The sequence below is a fragment of the Nocardioides hungaricus genome (assembly GCF_054782915.1).
Map to the genome: position 1 here is coordinate 70,982 of NZ_BAAGRO010000056.1, position 17,633 is coordinate 88,614.

The following is a 17,633-nucleotide window of genomic DNA, read 5'->3' on the forward strand; positions in this document are numbered from 1 at the left end:
CCTCGTAGTTCAGCTGTGGATTCGGGGCGGCAGACGCCGGTCCGTCGGTAGGGTGCGCGGGTGTGGGCCTGCTGATCCTCGACGTGGATCCCGGCAGCGACCATGTCGTGCGGAAGATCAACAGTGAGCACCGGGTCACCCTCGACGACGTCGAGGAAGCCCTCGGCTCGATCGTGAACTACGACTTCGACGAGGATCCCGACCGCGGTCGCCGGCTCTACGTCTGGGGCCGCGCGGGTCGCCGCACGATTTTCGTGTGCCTCTATCCGGTCGACGAAGAGGCCGGGCAGTGGCGCCTCGGCACGGCCTACCCGGCCCCTTGGCCGTGAGGCATACTGAGATCATGGACCCGGACTACATTCCCCCCGAGGTTCTACGAGAGCGCGCTCTCGCCAAGGGCAATCAGCCCGGGGACATCACCGTGGGCACTCGGCCGCTGATCCGCCGCAGGCACGACCAGATCGTCGGGGCGGTCCGGATCGCACCGGGGCGCTCCGGAGCCGTGGTGGAGGGGTCCGGGACTACCTCAGCGGGCGTCGACGTCCGTCATGACGTCGACCACGTCGTGCTCACGGCGGCGCGGCGCATCTAACCGAACGACTTCTCGAACTCCACGCCGAACTCGGGCGATCCGGCAATCCCGACGGCTTGGAACGAGCAGCTATGGAACTCGACGTTCTTCAATCCGACGGCACCCATGACCAACGGCCTCCTGCTCGGGTCGACCTCCCAGAAGAACGCGCTGAACTCGCCCTCGAACTGGCAATGGTTGAACACGACGCCGTCGACGATCCCGAGCACGGCAGGTCCGACGACCCGACAGTTGACGAAGCGATAGTCCTCGATCGTCGGAGCGACGACGGTGAGGCTGGAGATCGTGACGACCTCGTCGCGGAACTCCCGATTGCCAGTCTGCGGCGAGGTCATGGCCGTGGAGTTTAGCGGCGAACCGTCGCTACCATGGGTGGCCGATCTATCCGGGCTGTGGCGCCAGACGAACTCGAGGCTCACAGCCCGGGGCAGCGAGTGGTGGATGGGTCCCCGACAGGCGGGTCAGATCGAGACGACGACCTCGGCGACGGTGCCGACCGAGGCATGCACCTTCTTGTCCACCGGCTCCGCCTTGGGGGCCAGAGTGCGCAGGGTCCACTCGCCGTCGCCGGCGAAGAACCGGAAGTGGCCGGTCGCCGAGGTCGGGACCTCGGCGGTGAACTCGCCGGTCCGGTCCAGCAGCCGCACGTAGGCGTTGCCCACCGGCTCACCGGCGCGGACCACCCGGCCCTGGACGATCGCCTCCTTCGCGACGTCGATGCCGTCGAGGGACAGGCCGCCCTCGGTTGCTCCGCACATCAGGCCTCGCCCCGCTCGTCGCCGAGGGCCACCGGGACGCCGACCAGGGAGCCGTACTCGGTCCACGAGCCGTCGTAGTTCTTCACGTTCGCCTGGCCGAGCAGCTCCTTGAGCACGAACCAGGTGTGCGAGGAGCGCTCCCCGATCCGGCAGTAGGCGATGGTGTCCTTCTCCCAGTCCACGCCGGCCTCGGTGTAGATCTCCCTCAGCTCCTCGTCGGACTTGAAGGTGCCGTCGTCGTTGGCCGCCTTGCTCCACGGCACGCTCGCCGCGGTCGGGATGTGGCCCGCGCGCTGCGCCTGCTCCTGGGGCAGGTGCGCCGGGGCGAGCAGCCGGCCGGCGTACTCGTCGGGGCTGCGGACGTCGACCAGGTTCTGCGCCCCGATCGCGGCGACGACCTCGTCGCGGAACGCGCGGATGCTCCGGTCCTGCTCGGTGGCGGAGTACGACGTGGCCGCCCGGGTCGGGGCCTCGTCGGTCAGCTCGCGGGAGTCCAGCTCCCACTTCTTGCGGCCGCCGTCGAGGAGCTTGACGTCCTGGTGGCCGTAGAGCTTGAAGTACCAGTAGGCGTACGCCGCGAACCAGTTGTTGTTGCCGCCGTAGAGCACGACGGTGTCGTCGTTCGCGACGCCGCGCTCGGACAGCAGCGCCTCGAACTGCTGCCGGTTGACGAAGTCGCGGCGGACCTGGTCCTGCAGGTCGGTCGTCCAGTCGAGCTTGATGGCGCCCCTGATGTGGCCCTTGTCGTAGGCCGTGGTGTCCTCGTCGACCTCGATCAGCACCACCTTCGGGTCGTCCAGGTGGTCCTCCACCCACTGGGCGGTGACGAGGGAACTCTCGCGGGTCATGGTCTCTACCTTTCTTGTGCGCCGAGGAAGGGGCGCGGGGTCTGGGGTCAGTGCGCGAAGCGCTGGATGAGGAGGTACATCTCGCAGCCGAGGCAGAACCGGAACACCGCGTTCAGCAGGGCCGCGACCAGCGCCAGGCCGGTGGCGATCAGGCCGAGCAGGTCCGCGCCGAGCAGGAGGCCGGCCAGCCCTGCCAGCGCGAAGGCCAGCCCGACCGCCTGGGCGAACCGCGGCGGGGCCGGGTCCTCGAGCTCCGCCGGAGCCGAGAGCCGGGGCCGCACGAGCGTGCGGAACAGCCAGGAGTACGGCGTGTGCTGCACGCCGCGGGACGCGCCGACCGAGAAGACGGCGGCCTGGGCGGCGAGCAGCAGGGCGGCGGCCGGGCCGGGCGCCAGCAGGAGCACCGCGACGAGGACCGCGGAGGTCAGCGCGGCGGCGAGCTGCGGACCCCTCGGGTCGATGCCGGCGCCGGTGCGCGCGGCGGTGGTGATCGTGGACATGTCTCTCCTGCGGGTCCTGGGACGACGGACGGACTGCAGGTCACGCGGACGCGTGGATGCGGTGGGGCGTGACCGGCCTCAGCGCATTCGACACAGCGACGAGCGCATGCGGCAGTGGTCCACTGCGCGGCGCCTGGTCAGCATGGTCGAGGACATGACGGACACACTAGGGAAGCCGGCTCGGCCGCCCACAATCGGCGTCTCACTATTCGGATAGTGCGTCCATGATATGGACATCAGACCCACCCCAGGGCGGCGAGGACCTGCTCCCGGCGCGGCGCGCCGGTCGCCCGGGTGACCTCGCGGCCGCCGCCGTCGAGCACCAGCGTGGTCGGCGTACGCAGGATGCCGAGCGCGCGGACCAGCTCGAGGTGGCGCTCGGCGTCGACCTCGACGTGCACGACGCCCGGGACCAGGTCCGCGACGTCCGACAGCGTGCGCCGGGTCGTGCGGCAGGGCGCGCAGAACGCCGAGGAGAACTGCAGCAGCGTGGCCCGCTGGCCCAGCTCGGCGTCCTGGACCGAGGCGGCGACGTGGGCCCAGGGGGTCTCGACACGCTCGCTGGCGCTCGCTGCTCGACCACCGACGGCCCGGGTGCCGCGGAACCGGCCGTCGGTGAGCAGCCGGTAGCCGCCGAACGCGAGCGCGGCCACGACGGCCGCGACGACGACCCAGGCTCCGGTGCTCACGTCCTCGACAACCACGACGGCCGGCCGGCCATTCCGGCGCGCCGACCCGACCGGTCAGGGCCCGACGAACGGCAGCGCGACCGTGAACCGGCTGCCCGCACCGACCTCGCTGGCGACCCGGACCTCGCCGCCGTGCGCCTGCACGATCGCGCGCACGATGTTGAGGCCGAGGCCGGCGCCGGGCACCATCCGCTCCTGCGCGGTGCGGCCGCGCACGAACCGGCCGAACAGCCGGTCCAGGTCCTCGGGCGCGATGCCGATGCCGGTGTCGGCGACCTCGATCTCGACGGTGCCGCCCGCGCGCCGCGCCTCGACCGAGACCGAGCCCCCGGCGTCGGTGTACTTCAGCGCGTTCGAGAGCAGGTTGTCGACCACCTGGCGCAGCCGCTGCTCGTCGACCATGGCGACCAACCGGTCCTCGGCTCGGACGGCGACGCCGACCTCGCCGGCCTGCGCGACGGGCAGGGCGGCCTCGACCGCGTCGCGCAGCAGCGCACCGAGGTCGGTCGGCGTCCGAGCCACCTGCAGGCCGCCCTCGCCGGCCTGCGCCACCTGGAGCAGGTCGGAGACGAGGGCGCGCAGCCGGACGGCGTTCCGCTGGGCGACCGCGACCTGCTCGAGGACCTCGGCCGGCAGGTCGGGGCGGTCGGCGAGCAGCTCGAGGTAGCCGAGCACGGCCGTGAGCGGGGTGCGCAGCTCGTGGGAGACCGACGCGACGAACTCGTCCTTGACCGCGAGCGCCCGCATGTAGTCGGTGACGTCGGTGTACGCCAGCGCCGCCCCGGTCAGCTCGCCCGCCGGGTCGCGCACGCTGCGGGCCGAGACCGAGAGCGCCCGCCGCACGATCGGGTCGGCGCCGACCCAGATGCGGCAGTCGTCGAACTGCTCGCCCCGGACCGCGCGATGGGTCGGCATCTCCTCCTGCGCGAGGAGGGTGAGCCCGTCCTCGGCGTACACGTCGCCGAGTTGCCCGGCCAGGCCGTCGTGGCCGTCGGGGAAGGCGAGCGCCATGAAGTCCCGGTGCCGGCGGTTCATCGACTCGTAGCGCCCGTCCCGGTCGAGCAGGATCAGCCCGACGTCGACGGAGTCGAAGACCGCCTCGGCCATCCGGCGCTGTCGCTCGATGAGCTGGTTGGCGGCGGCGAGGCGCTGCTCGCTCTCCCACTGCGGGGTGACGTCGAGGATCTGGGAGATGAAGTGGATCGGCCGCCCGGCGGAGTCGCGCAGCAGCGCCACGGACAGGTCGCCCCACACGGCATGGCCGTCGGCGTGGAGGTACCGCTTGCGCATCCGGAAGGAGGTACGCCGGCCGGCCAGTGTCTCCTCGACGAGGGCCAGGTCGCCCTCGAGGTCGTCGGGGTGGGTGATCTCCTGGAAGGTCCGCCCGCGGAGGTCGGCGGCGGTGTAGCCGAGCATCTCGCACAGCGCCCGGTTCACCGCGAGCAGCCGGCCGTTCGGAGCGACCAGCGTCATGCCCACCGGGGAGTGTTCGAGCGTCAGCCGCCACAGCTGCTCGCCGTCCGAGAACCGGTTGACCACCGATGCCCTCCTCTCCCCCCATGCACAGGATCGGCCCCACACAGGGTCGCAGCAATTGCGCCGTTTCGGGGCGGATGCCGGCCGAAACGCCTACGCGGATCGCGCAAATCGGTGATGCTGGGCCGCTACCCACCGGCGAACGGCGGCAGGAACTCGACCGACTGGCCAGGCTCCACCAGGACCGCACCGGGGTCCTCGGCGGTGACCGGCCGGTCGCCCACGAGCGTCGAGCAGACCTGCAGCACCTCGGCGAGCCGGGTGCCCGGGTGCAGCTCCAGCGCCCGGCGTACCACCTCGGCAAGGGTGATCGGGCCGTCGACCTCGAGCGCGTCCGCCGCCACCCCGGCCGCGGAGCGTGCGGAGGCCCAGTAGTGGACTTCGATCGGAGCGGCGGCCATGTTCGGTATTCTTCCCGACCACACACACCGGCCGAAGCCCAGCGTCGCGTTTCGGTCCCCGCCCCGGCCGACGGGAGGAGACCACACCATGAGCACGCTCCTGCTTCTCACCAGCGCGCTGCAGCCCTCGGCCGAGGTGCTGCCCGGCCTGGCGCTGCTGGGCCACCAGGTCAAGATCCTCCCCGCCGAGGGCAGCGCGCTGCTCGAGGCGCCCGACTCCGACCTCCTGCTGGTCGACGGCCGCCAGGACCTCGCCCACGCGCGCGACCTGTGCCGGCTGATCCGCACCACCGGCACCGACGTCCCCGTCCTGCTCGTGTGCACCGAGGGCGGCCTCGCGGTCGTCCAGCACGACTGGGGCATGGACGACGTGGTGCTGCACACCTGCGGCCCGGCCGAGCTCGAGGCGCGGATCAAGCTGGCGATCGGCCGGCTCGCCGCGCGGCGCGAGGCCGACGACCCCGAGGCGCACGTGATCCGCTCCGGCGAGGTGGTCGTCGACGACGCGACGTACACCGCCAAGGTCGGCGGGCGGGTGCTGGACCTGACGTTCAAGGAGTTCGAGCTCCTCAAGTTCCTCGCCCAGCACCCGGGCCGGGTGTTCTCTCGCCAGCAGCTGCTGCAGGAGGTGTGGGGCTACGACTACTTCGGCGGCACCCGCACCGTCGACGTGCACGTGCGCCGGCTGCGCGCCAAGCTCGGCCCCGAGAACGAGACCCTCATCGGCACCGTCCGCAACGTCGGCTACCGGTTCGTGCTCCCGGCCAAGGAGCAGGCGCCGGTCGCCGACGACGCGCGCGTCTGACTCCACCTCTGTCCACAGGCGCGACCGCGGCGCGGTGGGCGCCCGGTCCGGGCGGGCAGGTGTCCGCGCATGGACGAGGAGATCGCCGCGCTGCTGGCGGCCCAGGACGGCGTCGTCTCCTACGCGCAGCTGCGCCGCCTCGGCGCGCGGCGGCACGACGTCGAGCGGATGGTCCGGCGCCGCGAGCTCGCACTCCTCGGCCCCCGGGTGTACGTCGACCACACCGGCCCGCCGAGCCCGCGGCAGCGGGCCTGGGCGGCCGTGCTGCTCGCCGAGCCCGCCGCCCTCTGCGGGCCGTCCGCCCTGGCCGAGACCGCGCCGGATGCCCCCGTCCAGGTGGCGATCGACGCCCGCCGACGGGTCACCGCGCCGTCCGGCGTACGCATCCATCGGCGGCGGGACCTCGCGCGACTCGTGCAGTGGAACGCGACCCCGCCCCGGCTGCGCTACGAGGTCGCGGTGCTCGACCTCGTCGACGCGGCGGAGTCCGACCTGGACGTCGTCCGCGCACTCGCCGACGCCGTCGGGAGCCGGCGGACGACCGCGTCGCGGCTGCGCGGCGCGCTCGCCGACCGGCCCCGGCTCCGGCGCCGCGCCTGGGTCGGGCGCCTCCTCGACGACATCGAGGCCGGGGCCTGCTCGGTGCTCGAGCACGGCTTCCTCAGCCTGGTCGAGCGCCCGCACGGGCTGCCCCGGGGGCTGCGCCAGGTGGCCCGGCGGGGCCGGCGCGGACGGGAGTACCGCGACGTGGAGTACGCCGCCGGGCTGACCGTCGAGCTCGACGGCCGGCTCGGCCACGACTCGTTCGCGGGTGGCGGTCGCGACGCGGACCGCGACCTCGACGACCAGGCCGAGGGGCGCAGCGTCGTACGACTGCGCTGGCATCAGGTGTTCGGCACGCCGTGCCGGACCGCCGAGCGGCTGGCCCGCATCCTGCAGCGGCGGGGATGGGCCGGCACCCCGCGCCCGTGCGGTCCGGACTGCCCCGTCGCCGATCGAGCCTGATCGTGGAGTCGCACGCGCATCCGGTGCGCCTGCGACTCCACGATCAGGCCAGGCCGAGCAGCGACCGCGCCTCGGCGGGCGACATCGGCTGCCGCTGCGCGACCCGCGCGGCGCCGGCGGCGCGCTCGACCAGCTGGGCGTTGCTCTCGACCGGGACACCCCTCGCGATCGTGAGCACGTCCTCCATCCCGACCCGCAGGTGCCCGCCCATCGACAGCGAGGCGAGCATGACCGGCAGCGTGCTGCGGCCGATGCCGGTCGCCGACCAGCTCGTCACGGCGTCCGGGAGCAGTCCCGCCGCGGCGACCAGCGCCGGCGCCGTGCCCGGCATGCCGCCCGGGACGCCCATGACGAAGTCGCAGTGCACCTGACCGCCGTACGGCGGGCCGTAGCTGTCGAGCAGCCGGTGCAGCGCGTGCACCTGGCCGAGGTCGAACAGCTCGAACTCCGGCACCACCCGGCGCTCCTGCGAGAGCTGGTAGAGCTCGCACACGAACGGCCACGGGTTGGAGAAGACGTCGTCGCCGAAGTTCGTGGTGCCCATGGTCAGGCTGCACGAGTCGGGCTCGGCGTCGAGCACCCTCAGCCGGTCCGCGAGCGGGTCGTGCACCGAGCCGCCGGTGGAGAGCTGGACCACCAGGTCGCTCGACTCGCGCACCGCCGCCACCCACTCCCGCAGCAGGCCGAGGTCGAGCGTCGGCCGGTGGTCGTGGTCGCGCACGTGGAGGTGGATCATCCCGGCCCCGGCCTCCTGGCAGTCGCGCGCGGTGGCGGCGATCTCCTCGGGCGTCGTGGGCAGCGCCGGCGCGTCGGCCTTGGCCGTCTCGGCGCCGGTCGGGGCGACGGTGATCAGGATCCGGTCGGCAGGCAGGTCGGGCATGGCGTCATGCTGTCAGACGTGCGAGCGGTGGTGCAGCGGGTCCTGTCGGCGTCGGTGACGGTCGACGGGGAGGTGGTCGGCGCGATCGACGAGCCCGGGCTGCTCGTCTACCTCGGCGTCACCCACGGCGACGGCCCGGCCGAGATCGCCTGGATGGCGCGCAAGGTCTGGGACCTGCGGCTGCTGCGCGACGAACGGTCGGCCTCGGACGTCGGCGCGCCGGTGCTGGTGGTCAGCCAGTTCACGCTCTACGGCGACGCCCGCAAGGGCCGGCGGCCGACCTGGCAGGCCGCCGCTCCGGGGCCGGTCAGCGAACCGGCGTACGACGCGGTCTGCGCCGAGCTGGGCCGGCTCGGAGCGCGCGTGGAGCGCGGGGTCTTCGGCGCGGACATGCGCGTGGCGTCGGTCAACGACGGGCCGATCACGATGATCCTGGAGAAGTGATCCTGGAGAAGTAGCGTGACGTCCGTGGAGGAGATCGAGGCCATCGCCGCCGCCGCGGAGGCCGCCGACGGCGCCGCCCCGCTCGACGAGGCCACGCTGCTGGCGCTGCGACACCACCCGGACCGGGTGCGCTCCTGGGTGCGGGACGGCGGGTTCGCGCTGCTGGTCGGCGGTGAGCTGTCGCTCGTCGTGGCGCCGGAGAGGCGGGGGCGCGGCGTCGGGCGCTCCCTGCTGACGACCGCGCTCCCGGCGTACGGCGAGGTGCGGGCCTGGTCGCACGGCGACCACCCCGCGGCGGCCGCGCTCGCGCGCGACCACGGCTTCGAGCGGTTCCGCGAGCTGTGGGTGATGCGGAGGTCGTCGGCCGATCCCCTGCCGGCGTACGACGCGAGCCGCGTGCGCGGCTACCTGCCCTCCGACGCCGAGGAGGTGGTCCGGGTCAACGCGGCGGCGTTCGCGCACCACCCCGAGCAGGGCGCGATGGACGCCGCGAACCTGGCCGAGCGGATGGCCGAGCCGTGGTTCGACCCCGCCGGGCTCCTGGTCGTCCCAGACGGCGACCGGCTGCTCGGCTTCCACTGGACCAAGCGGCACTCCCCCGACCTCGGGGAGGTGTACGTGGTGGGCATCGACCCCGGCGCGCAGGGCCGCGGACTCGGCCGGCTGCTGACCCTCGCCGGCCTGCACCACCTGCGCGACCACGGCGTCGCCGAGGTGCTGCTCTACGTCGAGTCCGACAACGCGCCGGCGGTCGCGGTCTACTCGAGACTCGGGTTCCGCCACGACGCGGCGGACACCCACGTGATGTACCGGCGGGGCTGAGGGCCGACGAAACGGTAGCGTTGCCGGCGACGAAACGGTAGCGTTTCCAGCGACGAAACGGTAGCGTTGAAGGATGCCGACGCCGGCCTACGCACCGCGAGTGGTCGATACCGAGCTCGACGAGCTGACGGCCGGGCTGTCCGCGGTCAGCCTCGAGGGTCCGCGAAGCGTCGGGAAGACAGCGACAGCTCAGCGCCGCTCCGCGACCACGTACCTGCTGGACTCTCCGGGCGAGCTCGAGGTGGCTCGCGCCGACCCGGGCCGGCTGACGCGCGGGACCACGCCGATCCTCATCGACGAGTGGCAGCTGTTCCCCGAGAGCTGGGACCTCGTGCGTCGCGAGGTGGACCGCGATCCCTCGCCCGCGCGGTTCCTGCTCACCGGTTCGGCAGCGCCGAGCGGGCCGCCCACTCACACCGGAGCCGGTCGCATCCTGCCGGTCCGGATGCGACCGATGACGCTGGCCGAGCGGGGATTCTCGGCGAGCGTGGGCCTCGCCGACCTCCTCGGCGGGTCCCCGCAGGTCGCCGGCGAGACCGACACCGAGCTGCGCGACTACGTGGCCGAGATCCTGGCCAGCGGCTTCCCCGCGATCCGTGCGCTGCCGGGCCGGGCACAGCGTGCTCAGCTCGACGGCTACCTGGACCGCGTCATCGACCGGGAGTTCCCCGACCAGGGGCTGAGCGTGCGGCATCCGGACACGCTCCGGGCGTGGATGCGCGCCTACGCGGCGGCGACCTCGACCAGCGCGAGCTTCGAGGTGATCCGGGATGCCGCCACGCCCGGTGTCGGGAACAAGCCGGCGAAGACGACCGCGATCCCCTACCGCGACGTCCTCAGCCGGCTGTGGCTGCTCGATCCGGTGCCGGCCTGGCTGCCGACCAGCAACCGGTTCAAGCAGCTGGCTGCCGCCGACAAACACCACCTCGCCGACCCGGCACTCGCCGCTCGCCTGCTCAACGTGTCCTCTGCGCAGCTGCTCGCCGGCAAGGCGCGGGGTCCCGCGGTCCCGCGGGACGGGACATTGCTGGGAGCACTGTTCGAGAGCCTCGTCGCACTCAACCTGCGCGTCTACGCCCAGGCCGCCGAGGCCGAAGTGCGGCATCTGCGCACCCATCGCGGCGACCGAGAGGTCGACTTCGTGGTGACCGGTTCCGACGGAGGGATCGTGGCCGTCGAGGTCAAACTCTCGGCCACGGTCGCCGACAACGACGTCCGCCACCTGCTCTGGCTCCGCGAGCGCCTCGGAGCCGACCTCCGCGACGCCGTCGTCGTCACGACCGGCCGGCACGCCTACCGGCGACCCGACGGCATCGCCGTCGTACCCGCGGCGCTGCTCGGCCCGTGACCGGCCCCCCGGGGTCAGCGCAGCGGGCGCACGTGCAGGCCGACCTCGGGGTCGACGACGACCTCCTGGGTGGCGGGCATGCCCTCGACGGTGAGCTGCGCGTCGAGGGGGACGTTGCGCTTGACCATCGCCAGCGCGATCGGGCCGAGCTCGTGGTGGCGGGCGGAGGTGCCCACGAAACCGACCGTCTTGGCGCAATTGCGCAGTTCGGCACCGACGGTGGGCAGCCGGTTCTCGGAGCCGTCGAGGTGCAGCAGCGTCAGCCGGCGCGGGGGGCGGCCGAGCGTGTGCACGCGGGCGACGGTCTCCTGGCCGCGGTAGCAGCCCTTGTCGAGGTGGACCGCGGAGGGGATCCAGCCGGCCTCGTTCGGGATCGTCCGGTGGTCGGTGTCCAGCCCCAGTCGCGGCTCGCCGCGCGCGATCCGCAGCGCCTCGAAGGCCCACAGGCCGCAGGCGGGACCGGCCGCCTCGGCGTACGCCGGCAGGCGGTCGCGCGGGACGAGCTCGTAGCCGGCGGGCGGGCGCCAGGCGACGGCGAGCTCGGGGGTCACCTCCGCGACCTCGACGCGCATCATGAACCGCATCCGGTCGAGGAAGTCCACGAGCGCGGCGGCCGCGCCCGGCTCGGTGTGGGCCGTGAACGAGTCGCCGTCGTCGTACCCGAAGAAGGCGTGCTCGACGTGGCCCTGCGGGCTGAGGATCAGCGCGCCCGTCCACACCTTCGGCTCGAGCGACTCGAGGTGCTGGGTCGTCAGCGAGTGCAGCCAGGCGAGCCGGTCGGGGCCGGAGACCCGGACGACGTCGCGGTGCGAGAGGTCGACGAAGCCCTCACCCGACTCGAGGGTGCGCTGCTCGCCGTTGAACGAGCCGTAGTGGGCCGCCACGTCGCGGTCGACGCCGTCGGCCGCGACCGCGCCGGGCAGACCCAACAGCGGACTAGGCATCCGTCTCACACTCCACACAGACTCCGAAGATCGCCAGGTGGCCGACGTCGATCACGAAGCCCTCCTCCGCGCGGAGCCGCTCGGCGAGCGGCGCGACCACGTCAGGGTCAACCGACACGACGCGGTGGCAATTCCGGCAGACCAGGTGGAAGTGCTCGTGGTCGGTGATCGAGTGGTACGTCGGCGCGCGGTCGGACAGGTGGGTGTGCCGGACCAGGCCGAGCTCCTCGAGCACCTCCAGCGTGCGATAGACCGTGGAGACGTTGACCGCGCTGGACTGCGCCTGCACGTCGGCGAGGATCTCGTCCGGCGTCGCGTGGCCGAGCCTCTCGACGGCCTGGAGGACGAGCTGTCGCTGGGGTGTCAGCCGGTACCCGAGGCTGTGCAGCCGGGCGGCGAGGTCGTGGCTCATGGCACTACTGCTCATGGCACTACTGGCGCTCCAGCGTCGCCCACAGGTGCGGCTGGAGCTCCTGCCCGACGGCGGCCATGTCGTAGGCGTAGAGCAGCCGGCCCTCGACGTTGCCGTAGAGCCGCTTGCCGCCGGTGACCTCCTTGGCCGAGTCGGTGAAGCTGACCCCGGCCGTGTGCAGCTCGATCTTGCCGTCGGCGGCCTTGCCGTACCAGATCTCCGAGACGCCCGAGGAGTGCGCGAGCAGCAACTCCATCTCGCCGCCGGGGCGGCAGCGCAGGAAGCCCGCCTCCTGGGCGGCGTCGCGCACCTTCTCGCCGTGCTCGTCGACGATCCAGGAGCGGGCGAAGTAGTGGAAGAACGGGCGGCCGTCGTGGGTGAACACCAGCTCCTGGCCGTACTCGAACTTCTCGATCGTCGGGTAGTCGCCGTGCCCGCGCCCGCCCCAGCGGCCCAGCAGCCAGGCCACGGGTCCGCAGTCGTGGTGGAGGTTCTCGGGCAGCTCGAACGGCATGGGGCCACTGTAGGGCGGCCACCCAGATCGATATACCGAGCATCGAGGTCGAGCGGCGCGCTGCTATCTATTTACATCATTTGTGAGTTCGCGGGATATGCTCGTTTTATGAAGCAGAGCGTGCGGTGGGCGTACGACGCCCGGGAACTCGGCCAGGTCATCCGCCGCGCCCGGGTCGAACGCGGTCTCACCCAAGCAGAGCTCGCCGCGCGGCTCGGGGTCAACCGGATGACGATCTCCCGCCTGGAGGCCGGCGACGCGGTCTCGATGGAGACCGCGATGCGCGCGCTGTCCGAGTCCGGGTACGCCCTCGCCGTCGCGCCGAAGTTCAGCACGCTGCGCCTGGCCGACGAGATACCCGATGCCTAGACGGCGTGCCCGCTCGCTCGACGTGTGGCTCTACGGGACCCACCTCGCGACGCTGACCGAGCCCTCGGCGTACCGCTACCGGCTGGCGTTCACCGACGCCGCCTTCGACGCCTTCGGGCAGGGCAGCCGGGTCCTCTCCCTGGCGCTGCCGATCTCGGGAGAGCCCGCCGAGGACCACCGCACCGATCCCACGCGACAGCCGGTGTCGGCGTTCCTCGAGGGCCTGCTCCCGGAGGGCAGCCTGCGCACCCAGGTGGCCACCACCCTCGGCGTCCTCCCCATCGACAAGCTCGCCCTGCTCGAGCAGCTCGGCGCCGAGTGCGCCGGGGCGGTCCAGTTCCTCCCCACCGGCCAGCGCCCCGCCGCCGGCGAGGTCCGCCCGCTGACCGCGGAGGAGATCGACCGCCTCGTCGGCGACCTCCCGACCTACCACCTGCCCGAGGGCTCGGCCCTCCAGGCCTCGCTCGCCGGGGTCCAGGACAAGGTCCTCCTCACCCGTCTCGACGACGGCAGCTGGGGGTGGCCGGAGAACGGCGCCGCCTCGTCGCATCTGATCAAGTCCGAGCCCACCGGCACCCAGGTCGTCGCCCACCTCGTCCAGACCGAGGACTGGGCGCTGCGCGTGGCCCGCGCCGCCGGCCTGCGGGCCGCCGACGCCCGGCTCGCGCGGTTCGCCGATCGCACCGCCATCGTCGTCACCCGCTACGACCGCACGGCCGAGGGCCACCGGATCCACCAGGAGGACTTCTGCCAGGCTCTCGGCCTCGATCCGCAGGCCAAGTACGAGAGCCGTCGCGAGTACGAGACCCGCGGCTCCCGGCTGCGGCGGCTCGCGATGGCAGCGGCTCCGCGGAGTCCGGATCCCGACGCCTTCCGGCGCCGGCTGCTCGCGACGGTGACGTTCAACGTCGTCGTCGGCAACGGCGACGCCCACTCCAAGAACTACTCCCTCATGCTCGGGCGGCGGGGCGAGGTCGAGCTCGCGCCGCTCTACGACGTCGCCCCCGTCCGCTACCTCGACGCGCGGTTCAAGAGCATCGGGCACGTCCTCAACGGGCGGACCGGCATCGACTGGGTGTCCGCGGAGGATCTCGCCGAGGAGGGCGCCTCGTGGGGCATGGCGGCCACGCGGGCGCGGGCCGTCGTCGACGAGGTGCTGGGCGCGACGTGGGAGGCCGTGCACGCGACCGAGCTCCCCACGGGCACGGGAGCCGTGCTCGACCGGCTCGCCGACCTGTGGGCGAGCCGATCCTGGAGGCCGGCGACCGCCTGAGCCTGTCCGGGATCTACGCTGGTGGGATGCCTCGCCCACTCGTCGTGAAGGTGACCTGCGGGGCCGACGACCCCGAGCGCTCCAACCAGGGACTGACCGTCGCCGCGACGGCGGTGACGGCCGGCGCCGGGGTCAGCCTGTGGCTGACCGGGGAGGGCGCCTGGCTGGGCGTCGCGGGGCGCGAGACGTTCGAGCTCGAGCACGCCGCGCCGCCGGCCGGGCTGGTCGGGTCGGTGCTCGCGGCCGGGCGGGTCACCGTGTGCACCCAGTGCGCCGCGCGGCGGGGGATCACCGAGGCCGACGTGCTGCCCGGCGTACGCATCGCGGGTGCCGCGGCGTTCGCGGAGGAGGTGCTCGCGCCGGACGTGCAGGCGCTGGTGTACTGAGTTCGACCCGGCACTCTGGTCTAGGCAGCGGACCTTGTATGTCCGTTTGCCTCCGCTGCCCCGCCAAACGTTGTTAGTGTCCCGCGCGTCGACCGCGGAGAGGCCGACGACACAGCATCACCACGGGGACCGGCGAAGGAGTCCTGGACATGCACGACCACCGACGCATGGAGTCGCAGTCGTCGAGAAGGCGCCTCGCGGTGGTCGTCCTCGTGATCAGCGTTGTGCTCGGCAGCATCGCCATCGTGTCAGGCCCGGCGGCAGCTGGCACGCACCCCAAGCCCAAGCCCAAGCCCAAGGTCTCCGCAATCACACCGGCACGCGGCAACATCTCGGGCGGGACCACCCTCTCCATCCGGGGGAGGAACCTCACCGCCGTCAAGGCCGTGACGGTCGGCGGGCGGCGTGCGACCGATGTCAGGGTCATATCCCCGCGCAAGGTGAGGGCGGTGACGCCAGCAGGCTTCGCTGGTCCGGTGGACGTCCGGGTCGTCACCAAGCGCGGCACGAGCAAGCCGAGCAAGGCCTCCCGCTTCACCTACACGACCCCCCGGCCCATCGACACCTCGCAGTACGAACCGGCCGCCGACACCGTGCTCGCCGACGAGGTCGAATGGGTTGCCGGAGGCACCCTCGGCGATGACGGGTCCACGGCCGGTGCCACTGATCCCTGGCTCGTCGGCCTCGGTCCGGCAGCCGAGGTACCCGAGGTCGGCTCTGGATTCTTCCTCCAGCCTGGCGGGAGAGTGTTTCCCTCGGGGCTCGCTGGCACCGTGTCCGAGGTATCGACCCAAGCCGACGGAGGGGTCGCCCTGACAATCGAGCCGGCGCCGCTCTCCAGGGTCATGGACAGTGTGTCCATCAACTACTCCGGACCCCTCGAGATGTCCGAGGACGGAGCCGGCCGAGAACCCGTGCAGCGGGCCGGCTTGGGGACGCTGCCGTTCCCGAAGCTCGGACCCAGCGCGTTCCAGTGCACCGACCAGAACAGCCGATCAGTTTCGTTCAGTGGCGAGCTCGGCCTCCGACTGGAGAACACGCAGACGAGCTTCTTCCTTCAGACTCCGGGCATCGGAGTCGAGCCCGCTGTCGATGCCTGGGTCCGCGCCGATCTGGTCCTCACGGGAAAGATCACCGCATCCAGCGAGATCTCCTGCGAGCTGCGTCCGGAGTGGCAGAACGCTCAGCGTCGCGTCTTTCCGATCGGTACGACGGGTGCGACCATCTCACTCGGTCCGGCCGCCTCGTTCTCGGTCTCCGGCGAAGGCACCCTTCAGCTGACGCAGCGCACGCGCATGATGGTCGGCCTCTCGGCCTACAACAACAACCCACAGTTCCTCAATGTCCGCCGCGACCTCGGCACCACGGTCCAGGGCGGTGACTTGAGCGTGGTGGCGCGGGCCAGCGCGGGCGTCTCCGTCCAGATCGGGGCCCTCGATCGGATCGGTGTCGAAATCACGGCACAGCTTGCCGCCACGGCGAAGCTCAGTGCTCAATCGCCACCGCCGAGCACGTGCGTCGACCTCGTGCTCAGCTTCGACCTCAGCATCGGAGGCTTCCTGGACGTTTGGATCGCGCGATGGACCTCGTCGACCTATGATCGGTCGTTCCCGCTGGCATCGTGGGCGAAGTGCCTCGGCCAGGTCGGCCCGAGCGCACCGTCGACGGATCCCGCGATCACCAGCCTCCGACTCCCGGCCGCCACCAACGGCACGAACTACGAGGCCCGCCTCACAACTCTCGACAACCGGGAAGGTCGATGGTCGATCTCCCGCGGGACACTGCCGACGGGCCTTGAGCTCGAGCCGGGCTCCGGGCAGGTCACGGGCAGACCGATGGCGAGCATACGAAACTGGTTCTTCGACGTGACGTTCACGGATGGAGACGGTCGCTCGACGACGGAGACGGTCCAGTTGTTCGTGAACCCGATGACCGTGGGCTCCGGCGACATCCAGGTCACGCTCCTGTGGAACAGCCCGGCCGACCTCGACCTCCACGTTCTCGACCCGCTGGGCGAGCACATCTACTACGGCGAGCCCGGACCCACGACATCCGGCGGCTTCCTCGACAACGACGCCAACGCCGGGTGCAGTGAGCAACTTCCGAGTCCCATCGAGAACGTGTACTGGCCACAGGCTGCCGCGCCCAGCGGCACATACACCGCCTACGTCCAGGTGTGGTCGGATTGCGGAGCAACTGATCTGAGTTGGCGCCTGATCGTGCGGATCGACGGTCGCGTCGTCATCGACCGAACCGGTCAAGGCGACTCCGAGGGGTACCTCGTCACCGTCGGCCAGGGAGCCGCCGTGCGCGTCACCCGCGGACCGGCACCTCGGACGGGCGCCACGGTGGCGAAGTAGCGGAGCATGACGCACATCGCGCGTCCGTCAGCGCTGCGTCGGCGCGTTGGCGACGCCGGTAGGCGTCGGTAGAGGACGTCGCCTCTACCTCGGTCGGCACCCTACGCTGACCACGCCAACCGGCGTCCGACCCACTCAGGACGCCAGTTTCCACAGCAGACCAGACCCACCAACCCCTAGGCTCCCTGCTGATGGACTCCAACGACGCCAGCCCGAACCGGTGGTGGCAGCGCAAACAGGACCAGCCCGCGGAGACGCCGGAGCCGGCCACCAGCGTGCCGCCGGCCGTCCGTACCCCCGCCGACCTCCAGGCGGCAATCGAGCGCGCCGCCGAGCTGCGCCGCCGCGCCGAGCAGGCCGCGGCCGAGCAGGCCGCCGAACGGCTCGTCGCCGAGGAGGCCGCCCAGGTCGCGGCGCGGGCGCGGACGGAGGCCGACGAGAAGGCCGCGGAGCACGCCGCCGAGGCGGCGGAGGCGTACGCCGCCCGCCGGGCCGCCGAGGAGGAGGGCGCCGCCCACGCGGCGGAGCGAGCCCGCCTGGAGGAGGCCGCGACCACGGCCGTCCAGGCCCGGGCCGAGGCCGAGGAGGGGGCCAAGAAGCTGGTCGAGGCGGCCAAGGTCGCGACCGCGCTCCGGCTGGCCGCCGAGCAGGCCGCCGCCCAGCAGGCGGTGGACCGCACCGCCGCGGAGGAGGCGGCCCGGGAGGCGGCGGCGCGCGCGGAGGCGGCCGCGGCCGCGCGCGCGGAGG

At 72.4% G+C, this 17,633-nt stretch carries 23 protein-coding genes; 12 read left to right on the plus strand and 11 right to left on the minus strand.

The genetic code is table 11. The features are described from left to right. Nucleotides 1-62 precede the first annotated feature (62 nt). Together ACYVKX_RS20625 and ACYVKX_RS20630 are read left to right on the plus strand one after the other, a co-directional pair. Entirely contained in the window at nucleotides 63-329 is a 267-nt protein-coding gene (locus ACYVKX_RS20625) for a hypothetical protein (protein ID WP_460835564.1), read from the plus strand. Between the two features lie 14 nt (nucleotides 330-343). Further along, entirely contained in the window at nucleotides 344-592 is a 249-nt protein-coding gene (locus ACYVKX_RS20630; RefSeq protein WP_460835565.1) for a hypothetical protein, read from the plus strand. On the opposite strand, the gene ACYVKX_RS20635 is transcribed toward ACYVKX_RS20630, so the two are convergent. The 7 genes from ACYVKX_RS20635 to ACYVKX_RS20665 all read right to left on the minus strand — a co-directional run bounded on the left by ACYVKX_RS20635 (nucleotide 589) and on the right by ACYVKX_RS20665 (nucleotide 5,324). After that, nucleotides 589-1,011, minus strand: a complete 423-nt coding sequence (locus ACYVKX_RS20635; RefSeq protein WP_460835566.1) for a hypothetical protein — start codon at nucleotides 1,009-1,011, stop codon at nucleotides 589-591. The genes ACYVKX_RS20630 and ACYVKX_RS20635 overlap by 4 nt on opposite strands. A 42-nt stretch (nucleotides 1,012-1,053) precedes the next feature. After that, nucleotides 1,054-1,350: a DUF1416 domain-containing protein gene (locus ACYVKX_RS20640; RefSeq protein WP_460835567.1), complete on the minus strand. Its 297-nt coding sequence runs from the start codon at nucleotides 1,348-1,350 to the stop codon at nucleotides 1,054-1,056. Then, nucleotides 1,350-2,198, minus strand: coding sequence for a sulfurtransferase (locus tag ACYVKX_RS20645; protein WP_460835568.1), 849 nt, complete (start codon nucleotides 2,196-2,198; stop codon nucleotides 1,350-1,352). Before ACYVKX_RS20645 ends, ACYVKX_RS20640 begins: the two co-directional genes overlap by 1 nt. A 47-nt stretch (nucleotides 2,199-2,245) precedes the next feature. Next, nucleotides 2,246-2,698, minus strand: coding sequence for a DUF4395 domain-containing protein (locus ACYVKX_RS20650; protein ID WP_460835569.1), 453 nt, complete (start codon nucleotides 2,696-2,698; stop codon nucleotides 2,246-2,248). A 236-nt stretch (nucleotides 2,699-2,934) separates the two neighbouring features. Beyond that, complete coding sequence (locus tag ACYVKX_RS20655) at nucleotides 2,935-3,387, minus strand: TlpA family protein disulfide reductase (protein WP_460835571.1); 453 nt, start codon at nucleotides 3,385-3,387, stop codon at nucleotides 2,935-2,937. Nucleotides 3,388-3,441: 54 nt separating this feature from the next. After that, nucleotides 3,442-4,926, minus strand: a complete 1,485-nt coding sequence (locus tag ACYVKX_RS20660) for a sensor histidine kinase (RefSeq protein ID WP_460835572.1) — start codon at nucleotides 4,924-4,926, stop codon at nucleotides 3,442-3,444. Nucleotides 4,927-5,051: 125 nt separating this feature from the next. Continuing rightward, nucleotides 5,052-5,324, minus strand: coding sequence for a MoaD/ThiS family protein (locus ACYVKX_RS20665; RefSeq protein WP_460835573.1), 273 nt, complete (start codon nucleotides 5,322-5,324; stop codon nucleotides 5,052-5,054). An 88-nt stretch (nucleotides 5,325-5,412) separates the two neighbouring features. Between ACYVKX_RS20665 and ACYVKX_RS20670 the strand changes: the two genes are divergently transcribed. Then, nucleotides 5,413-6,129 (plus strand): response regulator transcription factor, encoded by a 717-nt coding sequence (locus tag ACYVKX_RS20670; protein WP_460835574.1) that lies wholly within the window; start codon nucleotides 5,413-5,415, stop codon nucleotides 6,127-6,129. A 69-nt stretch (nucleotides 6,130-6,198) separates the two neighbouring features. Further along, nucleotides 6,199-7,134, plus strand: a complete 936-nt coding sequence (locus tag ACYVKX_RS20675; RefSeq protein ID WP_460835575.1) for a hypothetical protein — start codon at nucleotides 6,199-6,201, stop codon at nucleotides 7,132-7,134. 43 nt (nucleotides 7,135-7,177) lie between these two features. Here the strand turns inward: ACYVKX_RS20675 and ACYVKX_RS20680 are convergent, their stop codons facing one another. After that, nucleotides 7,178-8,014 (minus strand): beta-keto acid cleavage family enzyme, encoded by an 837-nt coding sequence (locus ACYVKX_RS20680; protein WP_460835576.1) that lies wholly within the window; start codon nucleotides 8,012-8,014, stop codon nucleotides 7,178-7,180. An 18-nt stretch (nucleotides 8,015-8,032) separates the two neighbouring features. Between ACYVKX_RS20680 and dtd the strand changes: the two genes are divergently transcribed. The 3 genes from dtd to ACYVKX_RS20695 all read left to right on the plus strand — a co-directional run bounded on the left by dtd (nucleotide 8,033) and on the right by ACYVKX_RS20695 (nucleotide 10,628). Further along, a complete protein-coding gene (dtd, locus tag ACYVKX_RS20685) occupies nucleotides 8,033-8,458 on the plus strand; it encodes a D-aminoacyl-tRNA deacylase (RefSeq protein ID WP_460835577.1) in 426 nt (141 codons plus the stop codon). Nucleotides 8,459-8,482: 24 nt separating this feature from the next. Next, nucleotides 8,483-9,280, plus strand: a complete 798-nt coding sequence (gene mshD / locus ACYVKX_RS20690; protein ID WP_460835578.1) for a mycothiol synthase — start codon at nucleotides 8,483-8,485, stop codon at nucleotides 9,278-9,280. Nucleotides 9,281-9,353: 73 nt separating this feature from the next. Continuing rightward, nucleotides 9,354-10,628 carry an ATP-binding protein gene (locus tag ACYVKX_RS20695; RefSeq protein ID WP_460835579.1) on the plus strand — a complete coding sequence of 425 codons (1,275 nt, stop codon included), beginning with the start codon at nucleotides 9,354-9,356 and terminating at the stop codon, nucleotides 10,626-10,628. Nucleotides 10,629-10,642: 14 nt separating this feature from the next. Here the strand turns inward: ACYVKX_RS20695 and ygfZ are convergent, their stop codons facing one another. From ygfZ to ACYVKX_RS20710, 3 genes are read right to left on the minus strand one after another with little or no spacing between them, the layout of a single operon-like run. Beyond that, a complete protein-coding gene (ygfZ, locus tag ACYVKX_RS20700) occupies nucleotides 10,643-11,572 on the minus strand; it encodes a CAF17-like 4Fe-4S cluster assembly/insertion protein YgfZ (protein WP_460835580.1) in 930 nt (309 codons plus the stop codon). Further along, complete coding sequence (locus tag ACYVKX_RS20705) at nucleotides 11,565-11,984, minus strand: Fur family transcriptional regulator (RefSeq protein WP_460835581.1); 420 nt, start codon at nucleotides 11,982-11,984, stop codon at nucleotides 11,565-11,567. The genes ygfZ and ACYVKX_RS20705 overlap by 8 nt, the downstream gene beginning before the upstream one ends. A 19-nt stretch (nucleotides 11,985-12,003) precedes the next feature. Continuing rightward, entirely contained in the window at nucleotides 12,004-12,498 is a 495-nt protein-coding gene (locus ACYVKX_RS20710) for a heme-binding beta-barrel domain-containing protein (protein WP_460835582.1), read from the minus strand. 108 nt (nucleotides 12,499-12,606) lie between these two features. On the opposite strand from ACYVKX_RS20710, the gene ACYVKX_RS20715 reads away from it, so the two are divergent. From ACYVKX_RS20715 to ACYVKX_RS20735, 5 genes are all read left to right on the plus strand, one after another. Then, nucleotides 12,607-12,867 (plus strand): helix-turn-helix transcriptional regulator, encoded by a 261-nt coding sequence (locus ACYVKX_RS20715; RefSeq protein WP_460835583.1) that lies wholly within the window; start codon nucleotides 12,607-12,609, stop codon nucleotides 12,865-12,867. Next, a complete protein-coding gene (locus ACYVKX_RS20720; protein ID WP_460835584.1) occupies nucleotides 12,860-14,140 on the plus strand; it encodes a type II toxin-antitoxin system HipA family toxin in 1,281 nt (426 codons plus the stop codon). Before ACYVKX_RS20715 ends, ACYVKX_RS20720 begins: the two co-directional genes overlap by 8 nt. A gap of 26 nt (nucleotides 14,141-14,166) precedes the next feature. Next, nucleotides 14,167-14,526, plus strand: coding sequence for a DsrE family protein (locus ACYVKX_RS20725; protein WP_460835585.1), 360 nt, complete (start codon nucleotides 14,167-14,169; stop codon nucleotides 14,524-14,526). Between the two features lie 149 nt (nucleotides 14,527-14,675). After that, entirely contained in the window at nucleotides 14,676-16,886 is a 2,211-nt protein-coding gene (locus tag ACYVKX_RS20730; protein WP_460835586.1) for an IPT/TIG domain-containing protein, read from the plus strand. 191 nt (nucleotides 16,887-17,077) lie between these two features. Continuing rightward, the coding region (locus ACYVKX_RS20735; protein ID WP_460835587.1) for a hypothetical protein at nucleotides 17,078-17,633 on the plus strand (556 nt) is incomplete at its 3' end.